At 45.8% G+C, this 19,957-nt stretch carries 16 protein-coding genes; 6 read left to right on the top strand and 10 right to left on the bottom strand.

The genetic code is table 11. The features are described from left to right. Together QUB35_RS27205 and QUB35_RS27200 are read right to left on the bottom strand one after the other, a co-directional pair. Positions 1 to 974, bottom strand: a 974-nt coding sequence (locus QUB35_RS27205) for a protein kinase domain-containing protein (protein WP_333144757.1), incomplete at its 3' end; no start/stop codon positions are given. 813 nt (positions 975 to 1,787) lie between these two features. Next, positions 1,788 to 6,680, bottom strand: coding sequence for a CHAT domain-containing protein (locus tag QUB35_RS27200; RefSeq protein WP_333144756.1), 4,893 nt, complete (start codon positions 6,678 to 6,680; stop codon positions 1,788 to 1,790). Positions 6,681 to 7,121: 441 nt separating this feature from the next. On the opposite strand from QUB35_RS27200, the gene QUB35_RS27195 reads away from it, so the two are divergent. Beyond that, positions 7,122 to 7,316: a hypothetical protein gene (locus QUB35_RS27195; RefSeq protein WP_333144755.1), complete on the top strand. Its 195-nt coding sequence runs from the start codon at positions 7,122 to 7,124 to the stop codon at positions 7,314 to 7,316. Here the strand turns inward: QUB35_RS27195 and QUB35_RS27190 are convergent. Beyond that, the gene (locus tag QUB35_RS27190) at positions 7,313 to 7,561 is read right to left on the bottom strand and encodes a hypothetical protein (RefSeq protein ID WP_333144754.1); all 249 of its coding nucleotides are present in this window, start codon (positions 7,559 to 7,561) and stop codon (positions 7,313 to 7,315) included. The genes QUB35_RS27195 and QUB35_RS27190 overlap by 4 nt on opposite strands. After that, positions 7,548 to 7,838, bottom strand: coding sequence for a hypothetical protein (locus QUB35_RS27185; RefSeq protein WP_333144753.1), 291 nt, complete (start codon positions 7,836 to 7,838; stop codon positions 7,548 to 7,550). Before QUB35_RS27185 ends, QUB35_RS27190 begins: the two co-directional genes overlap by 14 nt. A gap of 220 nt (positions 7,839 to 8,058) precedes the next feature. On the opposite strand from QUB35_RS27185, the gene QUB35_RS27180 reads away from it, so the two are divergent. Beyond that, positions 8,059 to 9,633 carry a nucleoside transporter C-terminal domain-containing protein gene (locus QUB35_RS27180; protein WP_333144752.1) on the top strand — a complete coding sequence of 525 codons (1,575 nt, stop codon included), beginning with the start codon at positions 8,059 to 8,061 and terminating at the stop codon, positions 9,631 to 9,633. Between the two features lie 415 nt (positions 9,634 to 10,048). Then, complete coding sequence (locus QUB35_RS27175; protein WP_333144751.1) at positions 10,049 to 10,654, top strand: DUF3318 domain-containing protein; 606 nt, start codon at positions 10,049 to 10,051, stop codon at positions 10,652 to 10,654. Between the two features lie 22 nt (positions 10,655 to 10,676). Here QUB35_RS27175 and QUB35_RS27170 read toward each other — a convergent pair whose 3' ends face one another. From QUB35_RS27170 to QUB35_RS27160, 3 genes are read right to left on the bottom strand one after another with little or no spacing between them, the layout of a single operon-like run. Next, positions 10,677 to 10,982 carry a type I restriction endonuclease gene (locus QUB35_RS27170; RefSeq protein ID WP_333144758.1) on the bottom strand — a complete coding sequence of 102 codons (306 nt, stop codon included), beginning with the start codon at positions 10,980 to 10,982 and terminating at the stop codon, positions 10,677 to 10,679. 44 nt (positions 10,983 to 11,026) lie between these two features. Continuing rightward, on the bottom strand, positions 11,027 to 13,168 hold the full coding sequence (locus tag QUB35_RS27165) for a DUF3352 domain-containing protein (RefSeq protein WP_333144750.1): 2,142 nt from the start codon (positions 13,166 to 13,168) through the stop codon (positions 11,027 to 11,029). Continuing rightward, entirely contained in the window at positions 13,149 to 13,322 is a 174-nt protein-coding gene (locus QUB35_RS27160) for a hypothetical protein (protein ID WP_333144749.1), read from the bottom strand. The genes QUB35_RS27165 and QUB35_RS27160 overlap by 20 nt, the downstream gene beginning before the upstream one ends. 665 nt (positions 13,323 to 13,987) lie before the next feature. Between QUB35_RS27160 and QUB35_RS27155 the strand changes: the two genes are divergently transcribed. Then, complete coding sequence (locus QUB35_RS27155; protein ID WP_333144748.1) at positions 13,988 to 14,398, top strand: hypothetical protein; 411 nt, start codon at positions 13,988 to 13,990, stop codon at positions 14,396 to 14,398. 260 nt (positions 14,399 to 14,658) lie between these two features. Here QUB35_RS27155 and QUB35_RS27150 read toward each other — a convergent pair whose 3' ends face one another. Continuing rightward, positions 14,659 to 16,431 carry a glycosyltransferase family 39 protein gene (locus QUB35_RS27150; protein WP_333144747.1) on the bottom strand — a complete coding sequence of 591 codons (1,773 nt, stop codon included), beginning with the start codon at positions 16,429 to 16,431 and terminating at the stop codon, positions 14,659 to 14,661. A gap of 84 nt (positions 16,432 to 16,515) precedes the next feature. After that, the gene (locus tag QUB35_RS27145) at positions 16,516 to 17,730 is read right to left on the bottom strand and encodes a glycosyltransferase (RefSeq protein ID WP_333144746.1); all 1,215 of its coding nucleotides are present in this window, start codon (positions 17,728 to 17,730) and stop codon (positions 16,516 to 16,518) included. A 139-nt stretch (positions 17,731 to 17,869) separates the two neighbouring features. Here QUB35_RS27145 and cofH point away from each other — a divergent pair, with 139 nt between their 5' ends. After that, positions 17,870 to 19,015, top strand: a complete 1,146-nt coding sequence (gene cofH, locus QUB35_RS27140) for a 7,8-didemethyl-8-hydroxy-5-deazariboflavin synthase subunit CofH (protein ID WP_333144745.1) — start codon at positions 17,870 to 17,872, stop codon at positions 19,013 to 19,015. A 44-nt stretch (positions 19,016 to 19,059) separates the two neighbouring features. On the opposite strand, the gene QUB35_RS27135 is transcribed toward cofH, so the two are convergent. Beyond that, a complete protein-coding gene (locus tag QUB35_RS27135; protein ID WP_333144744.1) occupies positions 19,060 to 19,722 on the bottom strand; it encodes a Uma2 family endonuclease in 663 nt (220 codons plus the stop codon). Between the two features lie 48 nt (positions 19,723 to 19,770). Here QUB35_RS27135 and QUB35_RS27130 point away from each other — a divergent pair. Continuing rightward, positions 19,771 to 19,957 (top strand): hypothetical protein (locus QUB35_RS27130; RefSeq protein WP_333144743.1); only part of this gene is annotated, 187 nt, incomplete at its 3' end.

The raw sequence follows: 19,957 nt of genomic DNA, 5'->3' as shown, positions 1-19,957 counted from the left end.
AGCATCATTTCGGTGCTGCCTCTGCTGACTCGCTCAAAGGCTGCTAATAAGGTTTCAACTTCTGTTTCTCTGCCGTAAAGTTTTTGAGGTATTTGAAACTTATCTGTAATATCTTTTTGGGCGATGGCAAAATCTGCAATTCCTCCCGTAGTTTTTAATTGTTCTAGGCATTCTTCTAAGTCAGCGATAATTCCCCAAGGGCTTTGATATCTGGCTTCAGCGGTTTTCGCTAATAGCTTCATCACAATATTAGAAACAGCTTTAGGAATTTCTAGATTGATTTGGTGGGGCGGTACTGCCTGTTTGGCAATGTGACAGTGGATTAATTCCATTGCATCGCTGTAATCCCAGGGCACTTGCCCCGTTAGCATTTCGTAAAAAGTTACTCCTAATGAGTAAAAATCAGTGCGGTAGTCTATCGCTCGGTTCATTCTGCCTGTTTGTTCCGGCGATATATAGCTCAGAGTGCCTTCTAAAACATTAGGATTTTTCAGGCTAGGATTTTCGCGCTTTAAAACAGTAGAGATGCCAAAATCTATAATTTGAACTCGCCCTGTGCTTGAGTTGATAATAATATTGCTGGGATTGATATCTTTATGAATAATTTTATGTCGATGAATTTCACCTAAAGCCCTGGTTGTTTTAATAGCTGTTAAGAAAAACTCTTCTAAGGTAAGTTTGTGAGAAGCCAACCAGAGCTTTAATGAGTCTCCACCACAATCCTCGAAAATGATAGCCAAACTGTTATGGTATCTTTCTAAGCTGTAGGTTTGAGGGACACTTTCTAGGTTAAGATTGTGTGTGATTTCGTATTCCTGCTTGTATCTGACTAACGAAGCTGGCATCGGATAATCTTGTTTGAGAAATTTGATAATTACCGGTTTTTTGTCTTGCTTCCTCAGTCCCCGGTAAACTAAAGAATTATTACTTTCATGGATTTGGTTGGTAATGTCGTAGCCCGATAAGTTAATCATTCTTACATCCTCTTGTCAGTATTAATACTCAATTATTTTTTAGCAATTGTTAATTAATTAAGTAAATGTATCCTCTAATACATAATAATATCCGAAAATTTAAGAAAAACTTCAGTGTAAAAAGAAAAGTTATTTTTTATTAACATTTCTTAAAAATAAGAGGGCTAAACATTCCGGTCAGGAGTCCGATCGCTCTACAGTTTCCTGCAAAATCCGGCAAAACAGAGTGAAGGGCGATCGCCGTTAGTCTTCATAGGAGATTTGGGCCTTGCATAATTAGAGTATAAATAGGGGGAATCACCATACAATGAAAGCGAGTGCAAATTAACCCATATCCGTAAAAACACTAAGAAAAAAGGAAAACAGAACCACATTTGTGTCAAATGTAGCTGTCAATCGATCGCTGATTATGAGTCCCACGCCTTGTTACACTGAGACTGTGAAACCGGAATGCCTAAAAATGTATGTCAATAGTATAAGTTTTCGGGCAATTAACGAATCAAGGTAGTTCATTACACCACCCTAATAACTTCGGTAAGACTTGTGGGAAAACTATTAGGATGTCATAGTTTCGAGACATTTGAGAGGGTTTCCGGTTGCATCTGAGATATTGCACCATTCTCAATTAGGTTTTTAGGAACAGGCTTTTCGGCCTGTTCCACAAAAGATCAATTTTCTTGTGGAACAGGCCGAAAAGCCTGTTGCTGACGCAAGATGCCTGTTCCACAAAAGATCAATTTTCTTGTGGAACAGGCCGGAAAGCCTGTTGCTGACAATGGTGCGCCTCTTTTTCCTTCTTCATTCAACATCCCATTACCAAGGATTGCCAATCATTGTAAAGGCGGCCCAATAATAAGGATGCGAAAGCACTCGATCGCCCCGCGCCGCAATTTCTGGAGGCAAAATTAGATCCCCAGAAAGCCCTTCGACTCGCAACATCCCGTCTTGAATCCGCACGCGCCCCCGCAGCATCTCCAATTGCGCGCGGCGCAAAGCCTCCGCTTTAATCATCAAATTGCCACCGCGTCTGGGGGCCCGCAACTGCCGATAAAACTCAGTCATCAGCCCCAAAGTCCCATCATCGCTGACTTCCCACAAACTCGCTAAAGCGGATCTAGCACCGCTAGCTACCGCCAAACCCGCAAACCCCAACTCCGCCTCTTCGTCGCCCAAAGCGGTACTGCACGCGCTTAAAACTAACAGATTCACCGGCGGTTCATTCCACCGCAACTGTGCCATTTGATCGATACGTAATTTAGTATCCCACAACTGAATGTAAGAATTTTTCGGTTCCCCAGGCAGGAATTCGCTGTGAGTTGCTAAGTGAATGATTCCAAAAGGCCGATTTGCCCGCTGAGCTTGCAAATTTCCCAGAGTAAAATCTTGATTCAAAAATAATTTTCCTTCACTTGGCGGCGCGATCGACTCTAACTCCACCGGTACCGCTGGTAATGGCGCTTTATCTTCAAATACCGACGCCCCCATTGCCAAAACTTCATCATCCGCAATATTGTCGTAGCCGATATCACTCAAACTCAGACTCGGCATCACGCTAATACTGTATTGCTCAACTAAAAATTGTTTGCCATTGTGAAGAGCAGCAAAGGGCACACTCCGCAAACCTGCTGCCGGAATTACAATTAAATTGTCAATCTTTAAAGCGGCCAATTCTGGGGCCATTGGCGCAATTAACCAGCGATAAAGTTTTTGAGCCGAATCCAAATAACTAATGCTGCTTCTTCTTCTGGGATTAGTTATTTCGGTTTGCAGGGCATCCGCCAATTGCAACACCTGCCACCGCGTTGTCGCCGGAACTACAACGCGCATCGGTTGAGCGTTAGCTGTGACTAACACTAATTCTAAAAGCTCCCCGTTAGGAACATCGGGAATTTCTTGGCTCAGTGGCGACAACCTCTGGGCCAACTTATCTTCTAAGGGGCGATGGGGCCCGGAGGTGAGGTTATTTCTCACAGGCAATAGATTAGATAAATCCTGACTTGCCACCAGCACAGAACCATTTTCTTTGGCTGCGGCTGCATCCGATCTCCTGAGCCAATTCATATAAATAATTGCAGATTTTATCCCACTAATTTGTTCGTTTTTGCGAAGGGTTTCGTAAATCACCGATAGATTAGTAATCGGCTTTCTTGGGGGCAAATCCAGATATTTTTCGTACTCGCGAGTAAAGGTTTGTTCAAATTCTAAAACTCCCGAACCTGCCGCATCTAATCTGCGAGAAGGAGCGAAAATATCCTGGCTAATTGGGGAATTTCGGTCTCGATTGGGCGATCGCAATTCTACTTGCAAAGATGCAGGAAATGACTGCTCCGGATCGGGATTTACGGACTCTAGAGGCGGTGAGGGAATTGGTGAGGGAATTGGTGAGGGAATTGGTGAGGGAACTGGTGAGGGAATTGGTGAGGGAATTGGTGAGGGAATTGGTGAGGGAATTGGTGCAGGAGTAGAGGGCGCGGCCGGTGTAATTAGGGAAATCTGATTTGGTAAACTTCCCTGGGTGTAAGTTTGCCCGAAGGAAAAGCTGGGCAAAATGGCGTTTCCCGCCCCAGCATTAATGCTTCCTCTGGTTCCATTGTCGATCGCGCCGCCAACTACAAACGGTCGATCGATACCGCCTCCGTGGCGAATTGCGATCCTCCCCGCCCCCGCACCTCCGGTAGTAGAAATACTGGAAACATTGCCCGATATATCATCGTTGAAAACATTGTTCGATCGAAACAAACCGAGGGTTCTCACATCAACGCTGCCGCCAGTGCCACCAGTGCCGCCTCTAGCGTTGATAAAGCCCAACTGAATATCACCAGTCGCGTTCAGGGAGACGCCCCCGCCGTTGCCGTTTGAAGTGCCGCTGGAGTTGATATCTAGAGCCGAAATCCCCGCTCCCGAAGTAAGGGCAATATTTCCGCCGATCGCCCCCGAAGCGTTCAAAGCTCCCGCAGTTAAAGGGCCAGCATTGGTTTGGAGAGCGATCGCGCCTCCTGTGCCCGCCGATGACGAGTCGATCGCACCTGCAGCAACAGTATTTCCCTCAACCCGAATCCTCCCACCGTTCGAGGTAATATTGCCCGTCCGAACCTCGCCACTTCCTTGCAGGTTCACGCTGCCACCATCCGTCCTTAAATTACCCCCTAGGAGGACGTTTTCTGCCTTGATATCGGCTCCCAAAGCGGCCGTGCTGTCCCCCCCGAAGCGAGCGGAATCTCGCGCGTTAACGCTCAAACTGCGCGCTGTAATTGTGGAAGCAGCCGTCACGCTAGCAGCGTCAGCCGAGAGCTGGCCCAACCTCTGAGTTTGACCGACTAGGCCGTCAAAAGTAATGTTGCCGCCAGCGCGCAGCGTCAAATTATTAGCCCGGCCCGGCGTGCTGTCGAGGGTATTGGCAAAAGTGATATTGCCGATAGTGGCGGCTAGGGCGGCGGTGCGATCGACTGTAACGTTACTATTGAAAGTCATGTCGCCAGATGTCGCCATATTGCCCGATACCTGGGTACTGCGGGCGTTGACAGTTAAACTCGCCAGCGGTGCAGCTTGACCGACTTTAGCGCCGAACAGCACTCGCCCAGCGTCTAGTCTCAGGGCGTGAGATCCGTCTAGGCTACCGGAGAACAGAATGTTGCCGGTAGCTTCCGTGCTCAAAGCTACGTCAGCATTGAGGGATGCGTTTCCTGTAAAAGTGAGATCGCCGCCGGATGTCGCAATGTTGGCGTTGAGATCAGTTTGGGGCGCGTCGAGAGTCAAGCTAGCGCTGCCGCTTGTATTCAGGGGATTGTCGATCCTGATCGATCTGCCTTGAAGTGTCAGCGGGCTGTTGAAGGTAATGGGTGCGACGATCGCGATCGACGAGGTGCTACCGTTTTCGCGCCCGATCGCGATCGAGCCGAAATCCCCCGCCAAAGCGCCGAGATCCGTTGCCGTCAAGTCTAAAAGGCCCAAAATATCGCCGGTGCCACCGATTTGAATTCGTCGGTTGTCGTTGGGCTGCAAGCGAATTGTTCCCCCCGCACTGCTGACAGAATTGCTGCCGCCTCTGAAGTCAATGCCGCTAGCAGTGAGAGCGATATTGCCGCTGTTAGCATTGAGTCCGCCCAGAGAGATGCTGCTGGCGAAAATGTTGATGTTGCCACCTTGAGTCTCGATTACATCCTTGGGGTCATTGACAACAAACACTCCGCCGGATCTAAAGGTTACGGTGTCTCCCGTTCTTGCTTGCAGGGAAAGTTTGTTATCGGGCAAGTCTTGGACGGTGATATAGCCGGGGGTATCTAGAACCACGTTGCTGCCGGCTGTCATCTGTTCCAACTGCACTTCTGAGATCGATGTTTCGTTGGGTTCTGGTGCCGGTTCGAGTTCCCCGCCAGTCGAACCCCCGCTGCTGGAGCCGTTACCGCTGACGATCGTAATATTTGCCGGATCGAGCCACAAATTGCCGATCGCACCGTTAGTCGCGCGGGTATCGACCTCTCCTTGGAAAGTTAAAGCATTTTTGCCGGAAACTTCTACTCTGCCGCCGTTACCTGCGGCAGTGCCCCCGCGAGCACTAATATTGCCCAAGAAGCGAGTTATATTGTCTGACCAAATTACCGCAGTGCCGCCATTGCCGCGGTCGATCGCGTTTGCTGCGATCGTAGAATCAGGACTAACATAAGTTACCTGGGCGTTTGGCACTGGTTCCATCCCCTGGAAACCGCCTCCGACGCGCACAGTACCTCCGCCGTCCGTCCCGGAAGCATCGATATTTGCGCCGAAGAGTCCGACTTTTTCCCCTAAAATATTGACTGTGCCACCAGCATTTCCAGAAGGGCCAAATACATTTACAGAACCGGAGACGATCGCACTTCCGGCAACTGCGGGCACAGTTTGCCCGCCAGTCAGTACCAATTGACCTTGTTCGTTAGTGGTTAAACCTGTGGCTGACACTACGCCGGAGCCCGTCAGCAACTGAGGCAAAGAAACCGGGGCGATCGCCGAGTTTTCTGACTGCAAAGACGGAGTAATTTCTAAACTTAATAAATTGCCAACTTGACTGATGCGAACTGCATTTTGTCCCGGAACAGCAGCCACAGTAATTTGACCGTTGGGAGCGGATAATTGTCCTGTATTAATAACGGTTCCACCGAGCAAAGTTAAACTTTGCCCGCTGCCAACTGCCAAGTTTCCGGCATTGACAATTGCACCGAGTTGTGAGTTATTAAAATTAAATTGATTGGGATTTCCCAGTAAAGCTTTGTAATCATTAATTCCGGCCGAATTGAACCAGCGATCGCCGAAACCAATACCTGTAGCAGTTGTCGCGAAAAAAGACCCCGGCACGTTTAATCTAGCATTTTGACCGAAGACAATTCCCGCCGGATTCATTAAGAATAAATTTGAGTTGCCGCCGCTTACAGAAATCAGACCGTTAATGATGGAAACATTGTTGCCGGAAATCCGCCCTAAAATATTTTGAATATTTGGATTAGTTAGAAAATTAGCGATTTGACCTTCGCTGAGATTAAATTGGCTGAAGCTGTGAAACAGATTGGCGCCGTTCCCTGACAGTTGTCCGCCACTAATGTCTGTGCGGTTTTGCTCGGAGTTAACAACAGTATTAGTGCCGTCATTTGCAGGAACGACAGATTGCGATCGCACTGCTAGCGGTAGCAGCCAAAAACCTAATGTCAAAATTAGAGCAGAACGAAAATAGGTCATTAGTCAGTTGTCAGTTCTCAGTTGTCAGTTGTCAATAGTCATTACTCAATAGTCATTAGTTAGTGGTTATTTTTCTTATATTTGTTGTTATTTGTTGGTTCCAATGACCCATGCCCCATGCCCCATGCCCCATGCCCCATTCTAATCTCTTCTCTTTTTGATTTTTTTTGAGCGGTAATGTTCCGCCAAAGTGCCAATAAACTTAAAAAAGTCGATCGAACACTACCACCGCCGGGGTCGATCGCACTCCCAAACCACCCGTTGCCAGAATGTCGGAAATACAATGCAGATTTTATATCGATCTGTAACGAGTGTATTGACAAAATCCCCCCAGAGTCCTAGGATTGGAGCACTGATTGGGTGGGAAAGTAAAAACCCACACAATAACTGGCTCCTCTAATAAAGTTAAAAGCAAAATATTGATGCTTTTAGAGACCAACCATGCAAACTCAAACTTCCTCATTTCTAACTGAACAAATAGTAGAGCAGATATTTTCGTCAGGCGAACTGACTCGCGAGGACAGACAGCGAATTCAGTCAATGCTCTTAAATGAGTCGATCGGAGAAAACGAATTGAGCTTAATTGAAAGAGTCATGGAAGGCGTAGTCAAGGGAATACTTGACGTGCTCGATTAGTTTAGAAATGGCGCTAACCTATCTAAATGTAGGGTGCGCCGGGCCGCGCACCTTACCCTAATTTTAAATATAGCAACCGCCAAGAGGGTTAGGACATTCTTGATCGCTGAAACCCTAGCTATTACTGCTTTTTCCTTCTTCCTTCTTCCGACTTCCATCGGACTTCTTCCGACTTCCATCGGACTTCTTCCTTCTGCTATAAAATCGAAAATCGAAAATTCTGTCACCGTTCTAAAAATCATCATCGGGGCCCTCATCCGGGCCGTCATCCGAGCTCTGATCGCGACGCACAAGTTCAGAAGGAGGCCTATCGTTACTCCAGGCCCACCACACGCCGCCGCACTGGCAGCGGTAAAATTCTTGCCACTTGCGGCGGTTGAACTCGGTGTAGACTGGCGATCGGCGATTAATCCAGACCTCAGCGGCATCCGTGCAACTAGCGCCACACTTGGGGCAGCAAAACTCATTAGCGTGAACCGCCGTCGCAGTCCATTCAGGAGGATGTGGAGCAAAAGCTTCCATGTGTTAGAGTTTCTATCTAAACTGCTGGTAATTACGGCAAATCAAGGGTTGCTAAAGATCCGCAGAGTTCGGAATGACCTAAGCAATGACATAAGTACGCTGTTGAGTGCGTAATTCATCGGCCCGTTATTTTTTTTAGCATTTGCCGTCAGATGAATAGTATAACTGATGTGGTGCAAGCCGTCGATCGGCATTCTTAAGTATTTCAAGGACTAGGCTCATGTCTATCTACAATCTTATCTCGTTTCTGGGCATTTTTGGCTTATGTGCGATCGCCTGGATTTTTTCCGAAAACCGACACTCCAAGTATATTCCCTGGCGCGTCATCATCTGGGGCATTGGTCTACAATTAGTCTTAGGATTTTTAGTATTCCTGTTCCCCCCAACTCGCATCGCCCTAGAGTGGTTTACAGGCTTACTGGATGGAGTATTTACCGCTGCTGACGCTGGAGCGAGGTTTGTATTCGGTAAAAACATTGTTCCAATACCCGGTCAAGACCCCCCAGTTAATTTAGGATATATTTTTGCCTTTCGAGCTTTACCGACAGTCATCTTTTTTTCTGGCCTCATGGCTTTGCTTTACAACATCGGTGTGATTCAAATTATCACCGAAGTTTTTGCCAAAATCTTTTATATGACAATGCGGTTGAGCGGCGCCGAAGCCCTCAGCGGCGCTGCTAATATTTTCGTAGGAATTGAAGCGGCAATTGTTGTCAAGCCTTATTTGCCGAAAATGACTCGTTCGGAACTTTGTGCAATCCTCTCTTGCTGTTTTGGGACTGCCGCTTCTTCAACTTTAGCAATTTATGTGAGTTTTCTCAAGCCAGTTTTTCCCAATATTTTAGGGCATTTAGTTTCCGCCTCAATTATCGCCATTCCCGCTTGTTTTGTCCTCTCCAAAATCTTAGTACCAGAAACAGACAAACCCCTGACAATGGGTGGCATTCCCAAGGAAGAACGGAAGCCTAAAGGCCGCGAGTTTGTGGGCGAAGAAATTTCGGACATGGAGCGCGAAGAATTCAAACAAGAGACTGTTGGGGGAGAGCCAATCGAACGAGTCAGCCCTTTGGATGCAGCGATAATTGGTGCATTGGACGGTGTAAAAATGGCGGTAGCTATTGCCGCTGTTTTGATTTTAATCTTGGGCTTAGTTTCCTTAATTAATCAATTCTTTGGTTGGCTGGCAATTTTGCCCGGCCCCATTGGTGACTTGTTCAAAGTTGTCACCTTAGCCAACATTATGGGATTTTTATTTTATCCCCTGACGCTATTAACAGGAGTTTCATTAGACGACTCTTGGACAGCATCAGTAATCATCGGTCGCCGACTGTTAGAAACGGCGATTCCGCCCTATCAAAGTTTAGCAGAAGCATCGGCAAAAGGACTCGTGAGCGATCGTACAGTTTTAATTGTCAGTTACGCCCTTTCCGGCTTCGCCCATTTAGCCTCCGTCGGCATATTTGTCGGCGGTACGATCGCCCTAATTCCATCCCGCCGCAAAGACATTTCCGAACTCGGTTGGAAAGCATTATTTGTCGGCACATTAGCGACAATGATGATCGCTTGCATCGCCGGCACCTTCGACACCGGAGACGCCAGCATTTTAGGCGCTCAAACAGCTCCTGCAGCCCCATTAACAGCCCCTGTTTCTCCGAAACCGCTGCCATCCCCAGCCGCGAATTCAAAGCCGTCAGTTGCCCCAGCAATTGCCAGTCCGAAGCCTTCGCCCAATACCGAAAAAGCGGCTCCGAGAGCTCAAAAATCTCCCTCTCCCGCATCCAAGAAAAACCCTTAATTATATTCTATTGACTTGTAGGGGCGGGTTTTTCCAAGAATATTTAACTCCCGTTAAAAATCTACATAAACCCGCCCGCACACAACCAATAACCTACATCAACTTTGCTTTCGATAAAACCAGTTAGGAACGGACTCTGACCCAAGAAACCGGGTTTTTCACCAAATCTGTGGCTGTAACGCATCTTCTCAGCAAAAAACCCGGTTTCTGGCTACCCGTGCATCAGTCCTAAGATTGTCAATTATCGACAAATATTGTAGGTAAAACTAGCCCTTGGGTGGGGGCGGGTTTACGAGATTGTAGGTTTTAGGCAATTATTGTAGGTAAAACCCGCCCCTACGAGGTCGTGATAGATATTATTGTTTTTTATGCCGATGCAATCACCAATTACCAATTATCAATTACCCTAAAATTTATGAATCCCGATCCAGAAATTCGCCGCCTGTTAGATGTGATGCCCGCTTCCGGCCGCATGATGTGTAAAATTATTAATAAGCCACAACAATCAACGGTAATTGACTGCGATTTTCCTTTGCCTTGGAATCAATCTCGCCCGATTTATATTAATTTTGATTTGTGGCGGCTGCTATCTAAGCCGCAGCGGGATTTACTGCTATTGCGGAATGTAAGTTTTCTGTGCAGTTTTAAGTGGTTTAAACCGGATATTTATCAAGGTGCAGCTCTGGCGGGAATTGTCGGGACTGTTGTAGAATTGTTGCAAGGAGATGCGATCGGCACTGCGATCGCGGGCGGTTTGACGGGACTGGCGATGACTCGAATTTGGCGCGACAACCGCAGTTCCCAAGTAGAGTTAGATGCTGACGAAGCGGCGATTAGAGTCGCGGGAAGGCGTGGTTACAACGAAGCGGAAGCGGCCGGACATTTGCTGGGGGCGATCGAGGCTGTGGCGCAAATTGAAGGGCGCAGTTTGGATTTTAATGAGTTGATTCGGTGTCAAAACTTAAAGGCGATATCGGGTATTTCTGCGGTGGGCGTACCCGATAGTGTGAGGCAAGAGTAATGCGATCGCAAATTATAACCATTCATCTCTGTACAGACAAACTAACAAGTTGCTTGAGAACCCGCATAGCTTCATTTAAGCCATTATTGCGACTATTGCAAATACTAAATAAATCTGACAGCGCATATTGATTTATTTCCCCGCGCAGCAGCTTCAGGAAAATATATTCTTCGCCGTTACTTATCATCCCAAAAGGAGAGTTTTCGGGGTAAGGATTTCCCATCATGTATGCTAAAATCTGGGGAAGAGCCCGCGAAACACTGAAACCATATTCTTTACTTTCAATTACCACTATCCAAAATTGATTTTGAATGACTAAAGCATCAATTTGTGTAGACGCGGTTGCAACCGCCGATTTATAAACAGAATAACTTATTCTTCTGCTCGCTCGACCGCCAGCTTCGCATACTTCAAATTATTTTGATATTCTACAATCTTTTGCTGGCTAATTTTGTATTTAGGACTATTAGCAGGTATTTTTTTCATCCCAGCAATTGCTTGTGCCCAGGCAACAATCACCTGTTGCCACTGTTGTTTTGTTGTGGCAGTTTGAGTTAAAGAAGCTGCACGAGTTGCTTGATTTACTGCTTGCCGAAAATCATTGTCAGCATTGGTTGGAGTTGCTGGCGGAGTTACTTTTGGATTCGCTGGTAAATTTGTCGGCGGAGTAGTTTTTCTGGGAGTGGGATTCGCAGGTAAGTTGGTCGGTGGAGTAGTTTTGTTGGCAATTGGAGACGGAGTTGCTGTTGGAGTCGCGGGTAAATTTGTCGGCGGATTAGTTGGTGAAACAGCAGGCCCAGTAGCAGGTAAATTAGCTGACGGAGTTTGTAGTGATGCCCCGGCAGTTGCTGGCTTGAGTGCGATTAGCATCTCATACCTCTGCGTCGATTTATCTACTTCTGCAGTTGTCATGGCTATGCCGCGTACAGAATTAAGAGCCGCGATCGTCCGATCGAATTCTGCTATATTTTCTTTGGGTACAGATGACTCGATGAAATTTTTAGATGCAGCAGAATTGACCAGGGTCAGAATTTGTTCAAAATTGAAATAACCGTAGCCGCTGTTAGGCTTTGGTAAAGAACTCGTAATTGTTTGAAAGTTTTCGCTTTGTGCTAAAGTTGGATTTGATGTAGCTGCGATCGCTGGTAATGTTTTGGCATTCCCTACAGCGATAAATACTGAATTTGCATCTAACCAACCGTGTCCCAATACAAAGTCTTGACTGGGCACTTGCCATTCAGTTATAGCTCGATCGGCAATCTGTTTTTCAGATAGGGCTATACCATTACCTCGGACAAGCACATTCAATTTAGCAAACGTGCTTTTAGCTGCTTCAGGATTACTGGTTTGAATTACTATTTTTACCCCGATCGCACTTTCTAAAGATACGTCTGGCAGTGAAATTACTCCGAATCCGTATTCTCCATCCATCCAGCCAAAAATATCTTTATCTAAATCGAGATTTAATGCTGCTAAATTTCCTCTAAATTGAGTAAGTCCCTGGCTGAATTCTGGAATATTTTGTGTTTGGCTGACAAAATTACCCCAATTATTATTGATGCCTTTACCCGTAAATAAAGCAACTGTTTGCTGGGTAAAATAACTAATTATTTTTTCAGTTGCGGGCTGAAAGTTGGTTTGAGTGGTGGCATTCGGCTGTAAATTGGCAACAGTATTAATCCGAATCCCAGCATCATCAATGCCAATACCGCCGCTTAAAGACTTTATCGGATATAGTTCGGCTCGATCGAGCAGTGGTGCGTTTTGAGCTTGAGGAGCATTTGCGACACTCTCCTTTATCAAGGCTAAACTATCAAAAATATAAAATTGAGCTACTGGATTGTCAATTTTTAAATCGCTTGATAATACTTTGGCAACTTCTGGCTTGCTTGCTAAGGATGGTTGTCCTTTGTAGATATCAATAGATTTTTGGACATTTGGCTCCTTGTCACTGCAAACAAGATAACGCTTCACGATCGCGCAGTAGCTTTTATCGCCTTTGTTAGTAGTAGACTCCTGTATTTTAAATCCTTTGTAATCAATCTCTTTAATTTTTTCGTCAGGATTAATTTTGCTGAGCTTTTGATTTAATTGCCACATACTCAGCTTATTTTTAATCGTAATTACCCCGATAAATTCAGGAGTAGGCGATTGCTGTCCTTGGGTTTTAGCTGATGGTAATGCAGCCCAGACAACAGTACCCAGCCAAGGTTTGATATCTCGATCGTAATTCAGTTGAGGACTTTCCTTAGCAAATTCTTTCTCAAACTCTTTCCAAGCTCGATCGAAAAGTTCCCTAGCTTCTGGTGTGCCAAATTTCTGTAACTTTGACCAAGACTGAGGGTTGAGATCGATCGTGCCGCCCACTAAAGCGTCACTCGGAATCAGTTTAGCATTATCTAGGGGTTTACTATCAGCTCCTAAATAACCATCCGAGTACAGATATGTTGCCGCGCCGCCGATCGCAAGTAAACTCAAAACAGCAACGGTGGTTTTAGCGAATTTGCCAGCCATAATGTTTTTTTAAATAAAGATTGTTTGAGACGATATTAACTTCCAACTGTTTGTAGTGCGGACTTGGTGTCCGTAATTTCGGAGCGGACACCAAGTCCGTACTGCGAACTAATTTTTGAGAAACTAATTTTTTGACTGTCGATCGAGCGGACATTGCATAATACAATATTGTAGCTTTCTAATTGTGGAGCGTCAAGAGCGGCAATCTAGCGGCAACAATTCTTATTAGGTTGTTTGAAAACCATGAATTTGGAACTGAATTGTTTGTATAAAGTTACGATCGATCTATCCCCCTATGACTCCTCCTCATCTACTCGCCGACTGAGATAATCCGGCAAGTCATCAAAACATACTCCCACCAAACGGCAAAAATCCCTCATTTGCCGAACAGTCATCGTAGGTTCGTCTCCCTTTTCCCATCGCCGCACCGACGAAGTAGGGACACGGCAGTGCCGTGTACTGGTGCGAAAACTTAAATTAATTGAGCTGAATTGTTTATTTTTGGCATTGTCTAACGTTTATTTATGATTGTTATTGCTTTTGATTAGCCTATTTTAACCGCCTATTTTAAGCGCTTATTTTGAACCTTTAACTAATGGAATTAAATTATGTAATAACTCAATCTAAAAGTGGATTTTAGAGCTAACATAGCGTTATTGCCAACACGATATAGTTTCCGATGTCTCTTGAGGCAATCGAGGAAAAATCATCAACTAGGACGCATCTTTATTGAAGTAGCGCGATGTTCGATCGCGCTCACAATAAAGTGCAAGTCTGTCACTTTTCTATGGGCAAACATACCCAATTTACAATACAGCCATGAACAACCCACAAACTGCGAATGCCTGGATTATTTACCGACTGCTGCCCAACTTTCAGCGCTTACCCGTCGCGCAATTTCGCAGCCGCAGCGAAGCAGAATCTTCCCTGAAAGTCATCCGGCAAATGCTACCCAATACCGAATTAATACTTGCTTTCGAGGTTGGGCCAGAAAATCCAACTACCGAACTCAATCAGCCCCCTGCTAAAGAACAAAACTTGCAAACTTCAGTTAACCGAGAACTCTTGAAACTTTTCATTATCAGTTCTCGTCCTGTTGTTTCCCGCGTCATTCATTCTTTTCACCGCGATAATTTTGCCTGCGTTTCTGACTGGAGTCCGCTTGTCCAAACTCAAAATCCAGGTGAAGTGATGAGCGTCTTAATTAAATATTTGGCCGCTAACTCTTAGTTTGCCACCCCTTGATGATTCGGCGGTTGAAACCGCTCCTTGTCAAACGAAGTCTGCCTCCGCAGACTAAGAAATAAAGGGGGTATTTAAGTCGGATTTGGTATTAGTCCTCTTTGAGAGGACTTTAGCTTTGAGGCAGGGGTTTCAACCCCTGCCGGACTGCGGTTGTAATGCTAACTCTATATCCTCTACTTCTTGAGTCATAAATTTATCACTCTCTCTCCCCAGTCATCGGACTATAGTTGCGGGCGATCGCCAACTCAAGAACAGTGATAAACTTGATATTCATAACCATCAACAGGCGGCAAATCGCCAGATTCAAGCTGACATTTTTGCGCTGCTAAATTGACAGGTGCGCGAAAATTAACCAACCATAAATCTAGCGGACGTTGCAATTGAGCGAGTGCTTTGTTAAGTGTCGTCGCTGCTATTTCTGGCTTCTCTCTGTGATATTTAACCAAAATAAATATAGGAGAATCTGAAAGTTTAACTTCCTCATTTTTCCTGACATCCGTTACATCCGTTACAGAATCCGTTGCCGAACTTTCCCATTCCCCCCCTATCCCCATCAACTCTCCTATTTCTACATGAGTCTTTTGAGTAGTCGCAATTAACACGGGAACTTTCGATAATTCGCGGATAATCGGAATTAAAAGGTCTGGTTTGTAATATTTGCGATAGCCGAGATTGGAATTTACTGTGACACCGCTCAAAAAACCCATTGCTAAAATTAGCACCACTGCTTTTTTGCCAGGAACTTCGATCGCCCGAAAATTAAACCATTGACTTTTGGCTGTAGGTGTGTTAAAAATAACCGCCAAGGTTGCTCCTAAAAGCAATATCACCCCCGGAAAGTAGACGAAATTGTATCGTGCGCCGCGAGTTAGGTCAATTCCTAGAATATATGCAAAGCTGAAAAATAGGAAAATTGCTCCTAGCACAAATCCGCCGAAAATAACAGTACCTAAACGAGTATCGGGCGTTGTTAAGGAATTTTTAAGAGCGCTAAACAGGATGGGAAGCACCAATATAAAAAATATTGTCATTACGATCGCCGATGCAACTACTACTGCCAAATTTGGCGATTCCACCGGCAGCAGAGATATGACAGTGACCCATCCAGCTAAAGCTTGAAAAATCGGCGCGATCCAATCTAAAAATGTGCGATCGCCACTGACAATCCAATTAGTTAGTTCGCTGCCGTATTTATTCGACAAAAATACCGGCAGCCAAACTAAACCGCCCGCCAAAGTGCCCATCGCTACTGCGAAAAGCCGCCACAGGATTTGAAATTGCCAAATATTAAGCCGCTGGCTGTTGTCAATTCGCAACTTTCCATTAAACTGCTGCCAGATTACCGCAATTAATGCTATTAATTCCGCACACAAAGTTAGTGTAAAAAAGTAGTGAACCGCAATTCCCAAACAGTTAACAACTACCCAAAGCAGCACCGCCCAAATAGGCAGGGGAGCGCGCTGTTGCAGCTTTTTTGCAGCTAAGCTGAGGCAAAAAAGAGAGGCAATAACTAATAATATTCCTAAAGTGTAATGGCGAGCTTCTTGAGCGAGATAAATGCCGTAGGGAGAAACTGCCATCATCGCAGCAGCACATTGACCGACTAAACGAGAACTAAAAGCAAACTTGCCTAAAAAGTAGATAGCTGGAACTGAAATCACGCCCAATAAAGCAGGGAGCGATCGCCCAATCCAAACTAAACTATCCTCGGTCGGCCCAAACAGTCGCATCCACCAGTGGGCGAGCATAAAATATACTGGTGGATGATTGCTTTCTAGCAGCAAATGGTTGAGGACATCTGCAATCCCAGCACCGGCGCGCAATTGTAGCGGTTGTAATAATGTAGAAAGATCGATCGCGCGATCGATCGGCACCCCTCGAAAACTGTTGCCCAAACTAAAAACTAGAGTAGAAAACTCGTCTGTCCAGAGCGGTTTCGAGTTTAAATTGGCAAAGCGCAAAATAAAGGCGATCGCCGTCCACAGAAATAGCAACAACAGTTGTTTGTTCTTAATCATTAATTGAGTCAGCAGTCAGTTGTCAGTTGTCATCACTCAACGCCGTCAACAGTCAACAGTCAACAGTCAACAATTCCCCATTACCTACTTCACGTCGGTCACCCGCCAACTCAGCTTCATATTGATCCAGAAATTCCACAGAGTCACAGTCGCGATCGCGATTAAATTAGCAAGATATTTATTGATTCCAAAAAGATTAAACAGCAAATTAAACAGCAGCAAATTCAAAATCAAACCCATCAAGCAAATCGTGTTAAATTTTAACAGCCGTTTCAATCGCTGGCGCTTTCTTGGCTGCAGCTTAGAAATGTCCCCAAAAGTCCACAAATCATTCCACAAAAAGTTACTGATAATTGCCAATTCAGCAGCAACGATCAGACTGCCATTCACCTCCAAATGGAGGATATCGGACAGCACGTACAAAACCCCCATATTCACAAATACGCCGCTGAAACCCACAAGGCCAAACCGCAGAAACTTGCCCATCGGCCAGCGGGCAAACCGCAACCTCAGCAAATGCCGCAAATAGTCAATATACTGTTTCCAGGTAACTTTGCTCTCGCCTTCTTGCCGCTCTTGAAACACGTAACCAACTTCTCCAATCCAGCCGATATCGCCCCTACCGAGCACTTCAATCAATATTTTGTAACCAGCAGGATTCATGGTTTTGCCGGCTATGCAACAGCGGCGCACCATAAAATAGCCGCTCATCGGATCGGAAACTCGGCCCACCACTCCCGGCAGGATCACCAACCCCAGGGTTTGAGCGCCCCGCGATAAAAATCGCCTGACAACGCTCCAGTCGCTCACCCCGCCCTCGCCCACGTGGCGACTCGCAGCGGCCAAATCGGCTCCCCGCTGAATTTCTGCTAAAAGCTGCAACAGCGTCTCCGGGGGATGCTGCAAGTCGGCATCGATGACGCCCAAAACCTCACCCAGAGCGACCTGCCACCCGCGAATCACCGCTGTGGAAAGTCCCCGCTCGTCTTCGCGGCGCATCACCCGCAATTGCGGATATTCCGGTGTCAGGGACAGGGCGACTTCCCAGGTGCGATCGGGGCTGTTGTCATCGACTACAATTAATTCGTAGTTGCCGGGAATACTGCCATCTAGCAAGTGGCTCAATTTTTCCACAATACTCTTGACATTCTTGCACTCGTTGTAGGTGGGAATGACCAGGGAAAAATAAATTGGCGGTGTGCCTGCGTCTACAAAAGTTGAGCCGAAAGTCTGTATAGCAGGAATTTGCAAAGGCCCCGACGGCACTGGCAAGACCTGATTTGGTTGGTTTATGCCCATAATTTCAGTGTTCAGAAAGTCCAGAATAGTTTCGTAGCACTTGAGATTGTAAAATATCGTTCCTCCATAATTGATTAGTTAAAATATAAAAACGCCTTAATTCTAGTCAGTAATTCTGTAATTGAGTTAAAAAAAAACTGTGGATGCAATTCTCGATCGAGCTTTACAAGGTTATAACATCTCTACAGCAGAGGCATTGGTTCTTTTGCAGCAAAGAGATCCCGATGCGCGAGCTTCTATTCAAACAACCGCTGACTTGCTCCGCCGCCGACAATCAGGGGATACTGTCACCTACGTTATCAACCGCAATATTAATTTCACCAATATTTGCGAGCAGCATTGCAGTTTTTGTGCATTCCGCCGCGACGAGAAAGATGAGGGCGCTTTTTGGTTAGATGCAGCTCAAATTCAGGAAAAGGCAACTGATGCAGTGCAGCGGGGTGCGACGGAAATTTGTATGCAGGGCGGCTTAAATCTTCAAGCTAAGCTCAACGGCGCATTTTTACCTTATTATCTGCAATTGGTGAAAACCATTAAGGATAAGTTTCCTCAGTTGCACTTGCACGCTTTTTCGCCCCAAGAAATAGAATTTATTGCCAGAGGAGATAATCTTAGTTTCAGCTATGTAATTTCGGCTTTGCAGGATGCGGGAGTTGGTTCGATGCCAGGAACCGCTGCGGAAGTTCTCGACGATGCTGTGCGACGGGTGATTTGCCCGGAAAAACTAAATTCGGCAACTTGGCTGGAAATTGTGGGAACTGCTCACAGTCTGGGTTTGCCGACAACCAGTACGATGCTTTGCGGGCATATTGAGACAGCCGAACAGCAGGTTTTGCATTTAGAAAAAGTGCGAGCGCTCCAACAAACTGCGATCGACCAAAACTATCGGGCACGCATCACAGAATTTATTTTACTACCATTTGTCGGACAGCAAGCACCGGCTCCTCTGCGGAGTCGAGTCGGCCGCGACCAACCAATTTTAGCAGATACATTGTTACTCACCGCAGTATCGAGAATCTTCTTAGGCAATTTAATTTCCAATCACCAGCCGAGTTGGGTAAAATTAGGTTTAGATGGAGCTACTGAAGCGCTGAAATGGGGCTGCAACGACATCGGCGGTACATTGATGGAAGAGCATATTACTACAATGGCCGGTGCGGTGGGTGGCAGTTGTCAGTCTGTCGAAGATTTGCAAAATGCGATTAGTTCTTTGGGGCGGAGTTATCAGCAAAGAGATACAATTTATCGACCTTTAGGGGTTGACAATTTGGCAGTAAGTGTGTGATTTTTGGGATACCAAGTGCGAAGTGCGTAACCTGTTCTACGAGTTTAGCCGTTAGCGAAGCCCTCGGAGAGGATCGCACTTTCCAATTCTTCTAGCGCTTGCAAATTTCCAACCTGCCAAGCACGTTCTACTGTAGCCGGAATCAGTTGGGCGATCGCGATTTCTGGAAAATTCGGACTAATGTCCGATTCTACATACTCTCCATCTTGCAGCAAATAAATGAGAAGTCTGCCGCTGTCATAAACCCATACTTCTGGAACTCCAATAATTTTATAGGCATCGATCTTAGTTTTAGAAGTAACATCCGTCTCAATTGCCAAATCGGGCGGCGGATCGTCCGGTAAAAGTCGGCGGCGATTAATCATCCGCTGATAATTTAGAATATAAAAGCAAGCATCAGGTTCAACTCCTGCTGCACCTTCCCGTTTGAAAGTAGTAGAACCAAATGGTTCATATATTCTGCCCGCAGACTTGAGTAAATTTTTTACAATATCGGAAATTAAATCTTTCGGGATTTCCCGATATAGTAAGGGAACCCTAATTTCTAAGGTACTGTTGCTGTAGGCAATTCTAGTTCTTCGCTTTTCTCCTAATTCCTGCAAAATCGACTCAAATTCCAGCCAACTTATATTGGGAATAGTTACCACACTACCGGGAGAAAGCGTTATTTGGCTAACTGGTTTTAGGACGGGGGTGATAACAATCATAAGCTGAATAGGGAGCTAGTTGTTAAGTTTGTGCCAAGGGCAGGCAGGATGCCTACCCCACAAGAAAATTTATTCTTTGTGGAACAGGCATCTTGCCTGTTCTCGATCGTTAAATTTGTGCCAAGGGCAGGCAGGATGCCTACCCTACAAGTAAACTCATTCTTTGTGGAACAGGCATCTTGCCTGTTCTCGATCGTTAAATTTGTGCCAAGGGCAGGCAGGATGCCTACCCTAC

This window comes from Microcoleus sp. B13-B6 (genome assembly GCF_036705405.1).
Lineage (GTDB): Bacteria > Cyanobacteriota > Cyanobacteriia > Cyanobacteriales > Microcoleaceae > Microcoleus.
Note: the sequence above shows the minus strand (reverse complement) of the source record. Positions and strands in the feature narration are given on the sequence as shown.

Excerpts from the sequence above, each read along its gene's own strand:
- QUB35_RS27175 (WP_333144751.1), top strand. The coding sequence starts at position 10,049 with ATGAATCCCGATCCAGAAATTCGCCGCCTGTTAGATGTGATGCCCGCT.
- QUB35_RS27145 (WP_333144746.1), bottom strand. The coding sequence starts at position 17,730 with ATGGGCATAAACCAACCAAATCAGGTCTTGCCAGTGCCGTCGGGGCCT.
- QUB35_RS27165 (WP_333144750.1), bottom strand. The coding sequence starts at position 13,168 with ATGGCTGGCAAATTCGCTAAAACCACCGTTGCTGTTTTGAGTTTACTT.
- QUB35_RS27185 (WP_333144753.1), bottom strand. The coding sequence starts at position 7,838 with ATGGAAGCTTTTGCTCCACATCCTCCTGAATGGACTGCGACGGCGGTT.
- QUB35_RS27190 (WP_333144754.1), bottom strand. The coding sequence starts at position 7,561 with ATGATGATTTTTAGAACGGTGACAGAATTTTCGATTTTCGATTTTATA.
- QUB35_RS27200 (WP_333144756.1), bottom strand. The coding sequence starts at position 6,680 with ATGACCTATTTTCGTTCTGCTCTAATTTTGACATTAGGTTTTTGGCTG.
- QUB35_RS27180 (WP_333144752.1), top strand. The coding sequence starts at position 8,059 with ATGTCTATCTACAATCTTATCTCGTTTCTGGGCATTTTTGGCTTATGT.
- QUB35_RS27195 (WP_333144755.1), top strand. The coding sequence starts at position 7,122 with ATGCAAACTCAAACTTCCTCATTTCTAACTGAACAAATAGTAGAGCAG.
- QUB35_RS27135 (WP_333144744.1), bottom strand. The coding sequence starts at position 19,722 with ATGATTGTTATCACCCCCGTCCTAAAACCAGTTAGCCAAATAACGCTT.
- QUB35_RS27160 (WP_333144749.1), bottom strand. The coding sequence starts at position 13,322 with ATGTCCGCTCGATCGACAGTCAAAAAATTAGTTTCTCAAAAATTAGTT.
- QUB35_RS27155 (WP_333144748.1), top strand. The coding sequence starts at position 13,988 with ATGAACAACCCACAAACTGCGAATGCCTGGATTATTTACCGACTGCTG.
- QUB35_RS27150 (WP_333144747.1), bottom strand. The coding sequence starts at position 16,431 with ATGATTAAGAACAAACAACTGTTGTTGCTATTTCTGTGGACGGCGATC.